Origin of the sequence: Psychrobacillus sp. FSL K6-4615, from assembly GCF_038008225.1 — a bacterium.
GTDB classification, from domain to species: domain Bacteria; phylum Bacillota; class Bacilli; order Bacillales_A; family Planococcaceae; genus Psychrobacillus; species Psychrobacillus psychrotolerans.
The window spans coordinates 1,772,501-1,786,358 of record NZ_JBBOYQ010000001.1 but is presented as its reverse complement, the minus strand read 5'-3'; the positions used below and the strand labels follow the sequence as shown (position 1 = coordinate 1,786,358).

Genomic DNA, 13,858 nt, shown 5'->3' with positions numbered 1-13,858 from the left:
TTGAAGAATCCTCCATACAATCTCAATCCATTAAGTGTTAGTTAAATACTTTTGCTTTAGAAGCTTGAACTAGTGCTGTTATATGATCCAAGTCATTTTGATGGAACGCTTCCACTATAGCACTCCCTACAATTACGCCATCAGCTAATGTTCCCATACTTTTTACTTGTTCCGGGGTAGATATACCAAACCCTGCTAGTACTGGTATAGCGCTCTGCTCAGAAAGACTTGTGAAATGTTGCTCCAACTGGTCACTAAACCCATCTCTGATCCCCGTGATTCCGTTTACCGTTACAGCGTAGATGAACCCTTCACCGGACACTGCAATTTTCCTAAGACGCTCTGGTGGACTAGTTAAAGAAACAAGAGGAACTAAAGCGATATCTGTATTTTCAAGTACGCCATGAAGTTCTATTGTTTCTTCCAGTGGTACATCTGGGACGATTAGTCCAGCTATTCCTAATTTTTCACATTGTTGTGCAAACTGATCTAACCCATAACTAAGTAACGGATTATAATAAGTCATTAATACAAGCGGTACACTAACTTCCTCATAAAAAGTTTCTAATTCCTGTAGGATAGACCGAAGTGTTGCACCGTTTGCGAGCGCGCGTTCACCTGCTTCCTGTATGGTTGGCCCATCTGCAACAGGATCCGAAAAAGGAATACCTAATTCAATAGCAGTTACACCTGCTTGTTGTAAAAAGAAAATTTTAGACTTTAATGTCTCTAGTCCTCCGTCTCCTGCCATTATATATGCGACAAATGCTTTATCTCCTTGAATATTTACTGATTGAATAGCGTTTAATAATTTTGTTTTAGCCATTGTTATTCACCCCTAACGCATCACGCACTGTTTGAACGTCCTTATCCCCCCGACCAGATAAACAAATAACTAATATTTCTTCTGGAGACATTTCTTTTGCAAGTTCCGTCGCAAAATAGATAGCGTGGGCACTTTCAAGTGCTGGTATAATTCCTTCTTTTTTTGATAACAGTTGTAAACCTTCTAACGCTTCAGCATCTGTTACGGATGTATATTGTACACGTCCAATATCATGTAAATAGGAATGCTCTGGACCTACTCCAGGATAATCTAAACCAGCGGAGATGGAATGTGCTTCTTGGATAAATCCATTATCATCCTGCAAAATATACATATAAGAACCATGTAGCACCCCTTCTTTACCCCCAGTGACAGCCGCTGCATGTAGTCCTGTCGAAATACCACTTCCTCCTGCTTCAACGCCGTATAATGCAACAACCTGATCATCTACAAAAGGATGGAACATGCCTATTGCATTACTACCTCCACCCACACATGCGACAACCGCATCTGGTAATTTCCCTACCTTTTCAACTATTTGACGCTTTGTTTCTACTCCAATTACTCGTTGGAAATCACGAACAATTCTAGGGAATGGATGGGGACCAAGTGCAGAGCCTAATATATAATGGGTATCTTCGACATTAGAAACCCAATACCTTAAAGCCTCATTCACTGCATCTTTCAGCGTGCCAGACCCTTTATCCACTGACACTACTTGTGCACCGAGCAATTCCATTCGAAATACATTTAGTTCCTGTCTACGCACATCTTCTTTGCCCATGAATACAACACACTCAAGGTCAAATAATGCACAAACAGTTGCAGTTGCAACGCCGTGCTGCCCAGCACCTGTTTCCGCTACGATTTTCTTTTTACCCATTCGCTTTGCGAGCAGCGCCTGACCAATTGTATTATTTATCTTGTGGGCACCTGTATGATTTAAATCTTCTCTTTTCAAATAAATTTGTGCTCCACCAAGTTCTCTTGTCAGTCTTTCTGCAAAATATAATGGGGTTTCGCGACCAACATAGTCTTTTAAATAGTAATTTACTTCATCTACAAATGTTTGATCAGCAATTGCTTCCTCGTAAGCTTTTTCAAGCTCTATTAAAGCTGTCATCAATGTTTCTGGAACATATTGACCACCGAATCTACCATATCTTCCCGCTCTTTGGTCATCTGCTATTTTTACCATTATTCCACACTCCCATCATCTTTTACGGCTCTTATAAATGCTTGAATAAGCTTTATATCTTTGGTTCCATTTCGCTCTACTCCACTAGAAACATCAACCATAAAGGGCTTTATCTGCTCAATAGCCACTTTTACATTGTTTAGATTCAACCCACCCGCTAGAATGATTTTTTCTGTTGGAATATCATTACCCTCCATCAGCTTCCAATCAAATACTTCACCACTACCCCCTTGATAATCCGTACCCGGTGCATCAAATAAATAAAAATCAGTATCATATTGTTTCGCCTGTATAACATCTGCTTCGTTATGAACAGATAATGCCTTAAAAGAAGGTACATTATTTGTTCGAACAAATTCAGGTGTTTCCTGGCCATGATACTGTATAAAATCGAGCGGTACCTCTTGAAAAGCAGTTAATAGTTCCTCTTTTGTTGCGTTGACAAATACTCCAATCTTCCAAACTTCAGGTGGAATGCCTTTTGCTAACTCTCGTGCTTTATCAATCGTTATTTTTCTTTTGCTAGGTGCAAAAACAAAACCAATCGCATCTGCTCCCGCCTGAACTGCCACTTCCACATGTTCTTTCTCCATGAGGCCACAAATTTTCACTTTCGTCATGAAGTAATTACCTCTCTTTGTACTTGCAAGCTTTGAAGAGCATTCTGAACATCTCCACTTCGCATTAACGATTCCCCAACAAGTACAGCACTGGCACCATAGTTAGCAACTTTTGAAGCATCCGTAGCATTCCAAATACCACTTTCACTTATGAGCACACGTTTTTCCTCAAATGGAAAGCTTGCTGCAATTTCAGCCGTACGTGATAAATCTACTTGAAACGTTCGAAGATCTCGGTTATTAACGCCGATTAGTTTTGCATCCAGCTGCAAAGCACGGTCTAGCTCCACTGAGTCATGAACTTCTACTAACACTTCCAAACCCTTGCTAACTGCATATTCGTATAAAGATAAAAGTTTTTCTTGTTTTAGTGCTGCTACGATAAGTAATATAACAGAAGCTCCAGCATGCTTCGCATGATCTATTTGGATTGGATGAATGATAAAGTCTTTACAAAGAATTGGAATAGAAACAGTGCTAGCAACTTCAGCTAAATCATCAAATGTTCCTTGAAAAAACGGAGTATCGGTTAATACAGAAATACAAGCTGCTCCCGCATTAGCATATTTAGATGCTTGGTCAGCTGGAATAATACCTTCTGCGATTAATCCCTTAGAAGGGGAAGCTCGTTTAATCTCAGAAATTACTTGTAGTTTTTCAGTTTGATAAAGTGCTTCAAATAACGATGGTCGTGTAATAATTTCTAACTGGTCAGGTATCGATCTGAGAAGCATCTGTTCTACTTGCCCTTTTTTGGCTGCTAATATCTTATCTAAGATTGTTGTCATAATGCCACCTCCTGTCTAACAGATTGTTGACTGAAAGTTATAACTGCTTCCAACTTTTCTAATGCTTTTCCTGAGCGGATCGTTTCTGCTGCTAGCTTTACTCCTTCTTGAATTGAGCTAACGATTCCAGATGCAAATAATCCTATTCCAGTGTTAAAAAGCACCGTATCTAAATAAGGACTTGCTTCACCTTGGAGAACGTTACGCAGTATTTTGGCATTTGTGTGACCATCTCCACCACGTATTGCTGAAATAGGAGCAGAAGCTAAACCTACATCATTTGACGTCAGCTTAAAGGGTATTAAATCTCCGTTATCTATTAGGACTAACTGATTAACACCGGCAAGAGAAGCCTCATCCATCCCTCCAGCACCGCAAACAACAATGGCTCTTTTTCTTCCTAAAATTCTTAACACTTCTGCATATTCCATCGTGAAATCCGAACGATTAATTCCGGTATATTGTGTTTCTAATTTAATTGGATTAGTTAACGGACCGACCAGGTTGAAAATAGTCGGCTTTCCGATCATTTGTCTAGCGATTCCAATCCTTTTTAACTTCGGATGTACATTTGGTGCGTAGAGGAAAGTTAATCCCTCTTGCTTAAGTAGGTCGATAGATGCCTCAGAGCTAATAGATGCATGAATTCCTAATGCTTCTAGTACATCCGAACTTCCAGCGCTACTAGAGATTTTCCGGTTACCATGCTTCGCTATTGTTGCTCCTGCACCCGCTAACACGAATGCAGAGGTGGTACTAATATTAAAGCTATTCAAACCATCTCCACCTGTACCGCAATTATCCATATAATCACCATGGGGTTCGTTTAAGTTAATGGCAAATGACTTCATAACTGTTGCAAGTGCTGCAACCTCAATAGAAGTCTCTCCCTTTTTGGAGAGTGCTTTTAAAAAGTCAACAATATAGTGTACTTCCGTATTTTCTGCAAACAATAGCTTGGAAGCAGCCACCATTTCCTCATAAGTCAAATGCTCACTCTTCTCCACTTTATCTATAAATCCTCTCATCTTAAATCTCTCCTCTGCTCTGCTCTGCTATTTTTGAAACAAAAAAAGTCCTCTTCCAAGGGATTTCAGAAAAATCCCTTGGAAGAGGACGGTATTTACCGCGTTGCCACCTCTAGTTGGAGTGTAATACTCCCACTTAAGCTCCTGTAACGTAGGAAACACGTCTACCTCTTCAACAATGAATGTTATCGAGGAAGCTCTCATAAGCCCATTCGCTCTAGCAACAAATCAGTTCTCACCATCCACTGACTCTCTTGATTGTCCGCAAAAGCTACTATTCTTACTCAAACAATTTCTCAGCTATACTAACTCGTCTCAGCTCATCTGTTCTTAGGCGACACTACTTTTAGCATCTTCTGCCTTTTTTCCGAACATAAAAGTTAATTATTATGATAGTAGGAATACTTTCAATTGTCAAACAGTTTTTATCCTTTTATATTCAGTCTGCATAAAATGGTATCAATAAGACAAGGAGGGTTTTAATTAGTGGTAAATCCAATGAATGGACAGAGAATTAGTTCGGAGCAAGCGATAAGTATTGCTTTGCAGAGAATTCCTGGAGAAATTGTACACGTGGATTTGGATATGGAGGATGGTCTTCTCGTATACGAAGTATTCATCATGACATCAAGCAACCAGATTTTTGAAGTGGAAGTCCATGCAAGAACTGGGAATATCCTAAAAATCGAACGAGAAGAAGACTTTGATTTTGATTAATCGACAAACTGCCGATTGAACATAGAAGTGTATAGTTAAAAAACTACTCCGTTGATTCCCTTCAGGATAGTTGGTATAATAAAGGAATTACAGGTATACAATAAAATACCGACCGGATGTTAGTAGCATCCGGTCGGTAAAATAGACTGATTCCCTTCAAGGGTGTCGGCAAAGAGATTAAGTAATCCATCCGAGCGCTAACTCATAGGTGGATTACTTTTTTCGTGTCATTGAAAAGGTCAGCGTAATCAATGCAATGATTAGAGAAGAAAAACTAATCATAATTACGAGCGATTCAAATATCGTCAAAAGCAGCACCTCCTTCTGTACCGGTCGTTAAACAGAAAGTAAAAAAATTGTGCCGTCCACCCATGAGAAGATCAATCTATACTATCAATTATACCACACATACGTTCTATTCCGGTAATTTCCTCCCATTATTTTATTAATTTTTCAGCGTACTTTTGAGGATCTTTAATTTTATTTTCAACAAAAAACTTAGTCATTTCCTTAAAGAAAACCATATAATCCATGTCTAAATCTCTTTCGCTCATTAACTGTTTCAAATGCTCCATATCCCCATCTACCTGAAGACAATCATTCAATAAATCTACCTCAACAGTTATTAGTACCTGGTCATGCAAGGTTACCATACCAATCATTCTTTGATGATTCAAATCTACTTGTTGAAAGGTATGTTGTATGTCAGATCGTTTGTAAATAGTATAGCCCGAACTCTTCGTTCTGGATTCATTGTCTATTCGATTAACAGCTACCAAATGCTGTTCGTAAAAAGTGAGTTTATAAATATCAGGCATTTCAAGTTGCTTCCAAAAACGATAATCATAGATAGAGTCAAAGTAATTCATGATCAGAACCATTATATTACCATGTGTACCTATTGCGATATTCTTGCCATCAAATTTCTTCAAAATTTCTTTCGTTACATGGATACCTCTAGCTTGCGCAACATGATTAGATTCTCCTCCTGGAAGTGAAAAGCCATAATCCGACCATACTTTTAACATTGCTTCGTTAAAATCAGCAACTGGTTGATCGGATAAAAGTCGTTCCTTGAATGCATCCATAATTTCTATATCTTTTTTTAAATGATTCGCAATTCCTTCCACAGTTTGAATAGCTCTCTTATAAGGACTTGATACTACTACTTCTATATTCTCCTGTAGTAACAGATCTGTTATTTTCTTTGCATCGACCATACCCTTTTCAGACAACGGTCTTCCCAATTCGTCCGTGGAATAGATGGAATGCGCATGTCTGACGAAATAAAGATTAGTGAGCATTCCTAATTCACTTCCTTACTAGTTCGCTTTGAATATATGCTTTTAACAAATGGTTCCTTTACATCTGTATATGCACTAATATTAATATTCTTTTGCCTTGCACTCTGAATTTTTATATTCATGTAAGCTTCTTTTGCTTTCTCATTGGAGTTTAAGTAATTTCTAAAAAATAGTTGATTACACCATAGTTCTTCTTCAAAATCTACCATATGGATGAAATGAGTTTTCACTTCATAAGTTTCATCTGTAAATTTTGCCAGAACTATTTCACCTGGTCTTTCCACTCTCAATCTTAGAAATCCGATACTTTGTAATTGTTTAAATATAGCTTTATCTACATTTGAAATATCATCTATTCCTAATAATATATCTATAATAGGTTTAGCAGGCATGTTTTTTATTGCGGTGCTTCCAATATGCTGTATTCGATCTTCTAGAAGTCCTGTTGCTTCTAAAACTTCTAGTTTCACCCGGTTGAACTCTTTCCCCCATTCCCCGTCGTATGGAGATAACTTTACCTCGTTTTTTAATAGTCCAAGCTTCAAAATAATGCCTCCACTTCTACTTTTGCTTTTTAGGAATAGACAATGTTGTCCACTTCTCTTCAGTAGTCACTTGCTTCGCAATATAAATCACCTGTCCAACATGAGAAAATGTATGAGAAAGACTTCTAATAACAGCTTCCATAACGGTATGAGGCTCGTTCCTAATGTAAATAGTTTGGAGCAAATGGACTGATTTTATTGTATCTAATGCTTCTAAGAATACTTGACATCCCCTCGACCAAATTTCTAACAACTCCTCACGAGTTTCCACTGTACTTTCAAATTCCTCGTCCCGATTTCTGTCAGGCTTTTCACCGTCTGTCGTCAAAAAGTCCGTCCATCTTGAAATCAGATTCCCACTCATATGTTTAATGATGATAGCTACACTATTCGAATGATTATTTGGAGTCCAAAATAACTTATCTTCCTCCATCTGCATGATTGCTTTTTCTACATCTCTCATCAAATCAGAAAACTTTTGATGAACTACTCCAATAAAATCAGTGTGCACATCCGTTAGTACGGTCAAATCAATCTCCACCTTTTGGTATTCTCGTTTTTCTATATTATAATAGAAATATTCAGAGAAAAGGAGTTGTTTCTATTATTATGAAAAATGCAGTAGAAATTGGTCGTACTGGTCTATTGGTAAACCCTATTGGTTTAGGAAGTAACGCGGTCGGTGGACACAATCTATTCCCTAATTTAAACGATGAAACAGGCAAGGAAATTGTACGTGCTGCTATTCAAAATGGAATCAATTTTATAGATAGTGCCTTTATATATGGGATGGGAAGATCAGAAGAACTCATAGGAGGAGTATTAAAGGAATTTAACACCAGGCAAGATATGATTATTGCAACAAAAGGGGCACACAAGATAGAGGATGGAAAGGTTATTGTAGATAACTCTCCTAAATTTTTAAGAGAGACCGTTGAAAATAGTTTGCGCAGACTGCAAACCGACTACATTGATCTATTCTATATCCATTTTCCAGATGAAGGAACTCCTAAAGATGAAGCAATTGGAACACTCTCACGACTTAAAGAAGAGGGTAAAATTAGAGCAATTGGCGTATCCAATTTCACAATGGATCAATTAACCGAAGCCAATAAAGACGGGAATTTAGAAGTAATCCAATCAGGCTATAATCTATTCAAAAGAGAGGCAGAAAATGAGTTAATCCCTTTTTGCGCCAAACACCAAATTTCATTTATCCCGTATTTCCCTCTTGCTTCTGGTCTTTTGACAGGAAAATTCAATAAAGATTCTATAATTGAAGACGGCCGATCAAAAAATCCGTTATTTCAAGGGGAGGTTTATATTCGTAATTTGGAAAAGATTGAGTCTCTTCGTAGTATAGCAAATGATAAACAAGCGGAGGTTTCTTCCATTGTTCTTGCATGGTATCTAGCACAAAATACCATAGATACAGTAATTCCTGGAGCTAAAAAACCAGAACAAGTGTTACGAAATCTGAAAGCACTTGAAGTGGAACTGACGATAGAAGAAATGCAGGAAATTAACCAAATTTTTAAGACAGAATAAAAAATTATAATACTCATTTTCATCAACATATATAGGCTGATCGTGAATTCACTCACGGCCAGCCTTTTAGTTACTCCCAATCATAAGGAGTTTCTTGATACACATAATAATTCAACCAATTGGAAAAAAGTAAATGTGTATGGGAACGCCAGGAGTTCATCGGTATTTGTGTTGGATCATCGTTTGGAAAATAATTTTTTGGGACATCAATATCCACACCTTTTTTAATATCTCGGTTATATTCGTCTGCAAGTGTAGTTGCATCATACTCTAAATGACCCGTAATCATAATATGCTTTTTATCTTTTGATATTACTAGAAAAACACCCGCATCCTTTGAGTCGGAAAGCAGTATTAAACGAGGGTCTTTTTTTATTTCATCGAAAGATACAGCTGTGTATCGAGACACAGGTGCGTGAAATTCATCATTAAACCCTCGCACTAAATGTACAGTTGGGTCTGATAAACGATGACTGAATACCCCAAAGCATTTCTTTGACAAGTCATATTTCCCGATACCATAGTGATGGTAGAGAGCGGCTTGAGCCCCCCAACAAATGTGTAAAACAGAGGTCACCTGAGTTTTAGACCAATCCATTATTTCTATAATCTCATTCCAATAATTAACGTCTTCAAATTCTAAATGCTCAATAGGGGCACCAGTAATAATCATCCCATCGTATTTTCGGTGCTTAATATCCTCGAATGTCGTATAAAAAGTATCTAGATGTGTTTTACTTACATTTTTGGAATCATGGGTTGCCATATGTAAAAAGGTTACATTTACTTGTAGCGACGTATTTCCTAGTAAACGGAGCAATTGAAGCTCTGTTTTTTCTTTTTCAGGCATAAGGTTCAAGATAACTATATTTAACGGACGTATGTCTTGAGCTATCGCTCGATCGGTATCCATGATAAATATTTTCTCGTTTTTAAGATGTTCAGCTGCAGGTAACTGTTTTGGTATATTTATAGGCAATTTGTTGTCCTCCTTTAAATTCAAAAAACCCTCTTTCCTATAAACAAGAAAAGAGGGTGAACGTTTTGCTCTCGATTCTTATCTTTCAAGAAATTATCTTGTAGGAGTTAGCACCTTCCTGACTAGTCAGAGGTTGCTGAAGCTTCAACGGGCCATTTCCCTCAGCTTCTCTTGATAAGAGTTATTAAATTATATTGTTCTTCCTGAGTGAATATTAACATTTGTTTTCAAACAATTCAACTTCTTTTAAACTTTAAAGCGATTCACTGCATTCGCTAATTTGTCACTAAGCTCTGTAAGAGTCTCCGAAGCTTTCGCTACAGATTGGATCGCTCTTAGTTGTTCATCTGATGATGCACTTACTTCTTCACATGCTGCTGCAGTTTGCTCTGAAGTTGAAGCCATCACTTGAATTGTATCTACAACTTGATCTTTAAAGGTAGAAACCTGTTCAATTTCTGCTGAAACAGCATCGATCGAAGTTTGCAAATTATTCATCAGTAACGATATTTCACCAAAAGTTACTTCTGTATTTGTTACAACAGAGCCCTGTTCACGGAAAGTTTTGATAGTATCTTCCATTTGGTGTCCTACAGTATGTGATTCACTTTGAAGTTCCGTAATAGTATGCTTTACTTCTTCTGTCGCTTTTGCAGATTGCTCCGCTAGTTTCCGTACTTCATCCGCTACGACTGCAAATCCTTTACCATGCTCCCCTGCCCGTGCAGCTTCAATACTTGCATTTAATGCGAGTAGGTTCGTCTGTGCAGAAATTTGCATAATAGTTTCCATCACACTACCAATCGCATTTACTCTAACTTCCAATGTACTAAACAATGCGGACATAGAGATTAGATTTGACTCCCAGTTTTGGAAAGATGATTTAAGTTCACTCATTTGGTTTTGACCATTCGAATTCATAGTGTTTGCTTTTATAGCTATATCAGTCATCATTACTGATTTTTCATTGATGAGATTGATTTGATCACTTAAGTGCAACGAACTTTCTGTTACGTCTACAGCATCTTCTGCGGATTTAGAAGCACCTACCGCAATCTCACTCACAGCTGACGAAACTTGCTCTGCGGAAGCGTTTGTTTCTTCTGCCACCGCACTTAAACTTTCCGAATTCGATTGGACATTACTCGCAGACTCTTTCACGACCTGTATAATTTCATTCATATTTACAGCCATCTTATTGAAGTTATTAGCTAGTTGTCCGATTTCATCCTTGGATTTAATATTAGCCTGAACAGTTAAATCTCCTTCTGCCATAGAATCCATCAATCTTTTTAGTTGTTCAATCGGTTTCAATATACGACTAATTAGGAAAAATAATACTAAAAAGATTAACGCTTCTATGCATATTACAATAAAAATTATTTGTGAACGAATACTGTCTGCTGTTTGATGGATTTTACTTTCTTCATAAACAGTGCCTACCTTCCAATCTAATCCTGGTAACGTAGTGTATACAGTAGTTGTGTTAGTACCATCCATCAAACCGGTCACATGTCCTGTTTCTGAGGTACTAGAAAGCATTTTCTTTACAGAAGAATCCTTGGATAAATTTTCACCAAATAACGTTGGATGAACAATGGCATTACCATCAGCATCTACAATAATAGGATAACCTTCGTACCCCAGTTCACTGTCAGCTAGCGTTTCAGTTAACTTCGACAGTAAAATATCCATAGCAAGAACACCGACCACTTGGCCATTTTTAATAACAGCTTTAGCACCAGAAATAGCATACTCTCCAGTTGCAGCATCCACAAATGGTTTAGACCAGCTAAACCTCTCTTTGTTTGAAACAGCATTGGAATACCATTCCCTTGAAGTAGGATCAAAATCTGCTCCAAGATCCGCTTCTGGAATTATTTCGATTGACTTATCTGGAAAAGCTATATATACAGATGCTACACCATCATACAAAGAAACAAATTCATTGAAACTAGTATCTAAGTTTTTTTCTAATTGAGTAGCCAATACTACATTTGTGCTTTTAGCATTGTTTTCAAAATCTAGAATTCCATTAGAAGTAGATAATTGTAAAATTCCTTTTTCATAAACAGCCAGATAATTTTGAATGGATGATGTCATTTCCTTAACTATTACTTGACTCTGGTCAAGTAAATCTTTTTCGGTCTTTTCACTTATTGTCCTTGTACTGATAGTTATTAACGGTATCATGCTTACGAATATTAATGCCATCACAGAAACTATAATTTTCCACTTTATTGATTTTCTCATTTCCCATCAACTCTCTATATAAAATTAAATGCATGCCAATGTTACTAACCCCTTTAGCAGGTCATTTATCTTAGTATATAGTAAAATTTATGGATGTTAATACTCTTTTTATAAATATATGATATATCTTTTTTCCATTATCAAGATCAAATACAGTTTGAATCATCTTCTTGCTCTATCCACTCCAGAGTCAAATTCTCTACTTTCATTTCATTTTTTTCGATAGCTACTAATAGTTTTTCGTATGTCTCCCAATCCTGTTCTATCTCGATTTGCTCTTTTAGGTTGAAAATTTCTTTTTCCACTGCTTGAATCTCTTCCTCAATCTTTCGTTCTACACTTCCTGCACTTCTTTTATATGTGGGTTTTTCTTGCTTTTCATTTTTAAAAGGAATTTCAATCGCTACTTGCTCTTCCCACTTTATACGCGCCCAATCATATGGACCTTCAAAAGTGGTTAGCTGACCTTGTTCTAACCAGACAGTTTTCGGGAATAATTTATTCAAAAAGTATCGGTCATGTGAAACAGCTAAAATAGTACCATCAAAATCACCCAAAGCATCTTCCAGGACCTCTCTCGATTCGATATCTAAATGGTTCGTCGGCTCATCAAGAATTAGGAGGTTAATATCCTGATGCATAAGTTGCGCTAAGCGAAGTCTCATGCGTTCTCCACCACTTAAATCACCTATTCGCTTAAATACATCTGGACCAAAGAACATAAACTTCGCAAGGATATGGCGAGCATCCCCCTCTACCAAATTTAACTCACTTCGAAATACATCAATCAGCCTTCCCTTCGGATTCTGTATTTCGAAATGCTGCGATAAATAACCTACACGCACATTGCTACCTAACCGAGCCTCTCCATTATCAATAGGAAGATTACCTAGCAACAGATGTAAAATAGTGGATTTACCTGAACCATTTCTCCCAACTATCGCAACCCGTTCCTTCCAGTACAGATTAAGTTGTGCATCTTCTAACAAAACATTTTCACCAAATGATTTGTATACATTTTTCATCGTAACCACTTCTTTCCCACTTCTAGAAGCAAATTCAAATGAGAGCTCCATCTTTTTGGGGTCGATGAGTGGTTTTCTTACTTTTACCATACGTTCTAGTGCTCTTTCCATATTGCGTGCTTGGCGGAATAACTTCGGATTTGGTGGCACCGCTTCGTTGGCCCATTGTCGAAGACGTCTTATTGCATCCTTCATTTTTTTTATCTTTTTCTGTTGCTCCTCATAATGCTGAAATTCACGCATTAATTTGGCTTCTTTTTCTAGTATAAAGGCAGAATAATCCCCATGATAAAGAGAAAGCTCTCCTTCCTCTAAATCTGCAATTTTAGTCACAACTTGATCTAAGAAATATCGATCATGCGAAATAATTACAACTGTTCCTGAATAGCCAATCAAATATTGTTCCAACCATTCAACTGCAAACAAATCTAAATGATTGGTTGGTTCATCCAACAATAATACATCTGGATCCGACAGTAAGATTTTCCCTAACATTATTTTCGTCTGTTCTCCACCACTTAAACTAGCAAATGGTTGGTTTATGAACCGAGTAAGCTGGAGTCCCTGCACTACCTTTTCAATTTCAGACTCCATTGTATAACCGCCCAAAAGTGTAAATTTTTCTTGAACTTCTCCATACTGTTGTAGCAGTCGTTCCATGTCCGCTGCACCAATAGTTGCCATTTGTTGTTCCATTTGTATCATTTTCTGTTGTAAGGCTGTTATTTTTTCAAAAGCATAATGAAGAACATCTAAACCAGTGACATCTTCCGAATAGGAAGGAATTTGAGCCAAATAACCTACAGAAGTACCTTTCTTAAAGTGAATAGATCCTTCATCAGATTTCTCCATTCCCGCCAATAATTTGAATAAAGTCGTTTTACCGCTACCGTTACGACCAACAATCGCTAACCTATCCCCAGTTTTAATAGCTAGAGACAACTTTTCAAAGATTATATTTCCTCCGAGCATTTTAGTTATATTTTGAACTGTACATATCATAATGAACGCTTCCCTTCAATTCTTT

General features: G+C 37.4%; 13 protein-coding genes, 1 pseudogene, 1 riboswitch and 1 other annotated feature. Of the genes and pseudogenes, 2 read left to right on the top strand and 12 right to left on the bottom strand.

What is annotated here, in order from left to right:
* Positions 1–37: 37 nt before the first annotated feature.
* Genes trpA through trpD form a run of 5 tightly spaced genes read right to left on the bottom strand, consistent with a single transcriptional unit; the run spans position 38 to position 4,460 of the window.
* A complete protein-coding gene (gene trpA, locus MKX53_RS08675) occupies positions 38–826 on the bottom strand; it encodes a tryptophan synthase subunit alpha (protein ID WP_340910657.1) in 789 nt (262 codons plus the stop codon).
* The gene (trpB, locus tag MKX53_RS08670; RefSeq protein ID WP_340910654.1) at positions 819–2,024 is read right to left on the bottom strand and encodes a tryptophan synthase subunit beta; all 1,206 of its coding nucleotides are present in this window, start codon (positions 2,022–2,024) and stop codon (positions 819–821) included. The genes trpA and trpB overlap by 8 nt, the downstream gene beginning before the upstream one ends.
* Positions 2,024–2,644 (bottom strand): phosphoribosylanthranilate isomerase, encoded by a 621-nt coding sequence (locus tag MKX53_RS08665; RefSeq protein WP_340910651.1) that lies wholly within the window; start codon positions 2,642–2,644, stop codon positions 2,024–2,026. Before MKX53_RS08665 ends, trpB begins: the two co-directional genes overlap by 1 nt.
* Positions 2,641–3,432, bottom strand: coding sequence for an indole-3-glycerol phosphate synthase TrpC (gene trpC, locus MKX53_RS08660; protein WP_340910649.1), 792 nt, complete (start codon positions 3,430–3,432; stop codon positions 2,641–2,643). Before trpC ends, MKX53_RS08665 begins: the two co-directional genes overlap by 4 nt.
* Positions 3,429–4,460 carry an anthranilate phosphoribosyltransferase gene (trpD, locus tag MKX53_RS08655; RefSeq protein WP_340910647.1) on the bottom strand — a complete coding sequence of 344 codons (1,032 nt, stop codon included), beginning with the start codon at positions 4,458–4,460 and terminating at the stop codon, positions 3,429–3,431. Before trpD ends, trpC begins: the two co-directional genes overlap by 4 nt.
* Positions 4,461–4,541: 81 nt before the next feature.
* Positions 4,542–4,757, bottom strand: a binding site (T-box leader).
* A 189-nt stretch (positions 4,758–4,946) separates the two neighbouring features.
* On the opposite strand from trpD, the gene MKX53_RS08650 reads away from it, so the two are divergent.
* On the top strand, positions 4,947–5,177 hold the full coding sequence (locus MKX53_RS08650) for a PepSY domain-containing protein (protein WP_245762604.1): 231 nt from the start codon (positions 4,947–4,949) through the stop codon (positions 5,175–5,177).
* A gap of 213 nt (positions 5,178–5,390) precedes the next feature.
* On the opposite strand, the gene MKX53_RS08645 is transcribed toward MKX53_RS08650, so the two are convergent.
* The 4 genes and pseudogenes from MKX53_RS08645 to MKX53_RS08630 all read right to left on the bottom strand — a co-directional run bounded on the left by MKX53_RS08645 (position 5,391) and on the right by MKX53_RS08630 (position 7,555).
* Positions 5,391–5,486, bottom strand: coding sequence for a putative holin-like toxin (locus MKX53_RS08645; protein WP_245762605.1), 96 nt, complete (start codon positions 5,484–5,486; stop codon positions 5,391–5,393).
* Between the two features lie 443 nt (positions 5,487–5,929).
* A pseudogene (locus tag MKX53_RS08640) lies at positions 5,930–6,481 on the bottom strand (histidine phosphatase family protein); the annotation flags it as partial.
* Positions 6,482–6,483: 2 nt separating this feature from the next.
* Positions 6,484–7,026, bottom strand: coding sequence for a GrpB family protein (locus tag MKX53_RS08635; protein ID WP_340910645.1), 543 nt, complete (start codon positions 7,024–7,026; stop codon positions 6,484–6,486).
* Positions 7,027–7,042: 16 nt separating this feature from the next.
* On the bottom strand, positions 7,043–7,555 hold the full coding sequence (locus tag MKX53_RS08630) for a DUF1572 family protein (protein ID WP_340910641.1): 513 nt from the start codon (positions 7,553–7,555) through the stop codon (positions 7,043–7,045).
* Positions 7,556–7,635: 80 nt separating this feature from the next.
* Between MKX53_RS08630 and MKX53_RS08625 the strand changes: the two genes are divergently transcribed.
* A complete protein-coding gene (locus MKX53_RS08625; RefSeq protein ID WP_340910637.1) occupies positions 7,636–8,574 on the top strand; it encodes an aldo/keto reductase in 939 nt (312 codons plus the stop codon).
* A 70-nt stretch (positions 8,575–8,644) separates the two neighbouring features.
* On the opposite strand, the gene metA is transcribed toward MKX53_RS08625, so the two are convergent.
* From metA to abc-f, 3 genes are all read right to left on the bottom strand, one after another.
* Positions 8,645–9,553, bottom strand: coding sequence for a homoserine O-acetyltransferase MetA (gene metA / locus MKX53_RS08620; RefSeq protein WP_340910635.1), 909 nt, complete (start codon positions 9,551–9,553; stop codon positions 8,645–8,647).
* A 75-nt stretch (positions 9,554–9,628) separates the two neighbouring features.
* Positions 9,629–9,734, bottom strand: a riboswitch (SAM riboswitch).
* A gap of 65 nt (positions 9,735–9,799) precedes the next feature.
* The gene (locus MKX53_RS08615) at positions 9,800–11,806 is read right to left on the bottom strand and encodes a methyl-accepting chemotaxis protein (RefSeq protein ID WP_340910634.1); all 2,007 of its coding nucleotides are present in this window, start codon (positions 11,804–11,806) and stop codon (positions 9,800–9,802) included.
* Between the two features lie 146 nt (positions 11,807–11,952).
* Complete coding sequence (gene abc-f / locus MKX53_RS08610) at positions 11,953–13,833, bottom strand: ribosomal protection-like ABC-F family protein (protein WP_340910632.1); 1,881 nt, start codon at positions 13,831–13,833, stop codon at positions 11,953–11,955.
* Positions 13,834–13,858: the final 25 nt, after the last annotated feature.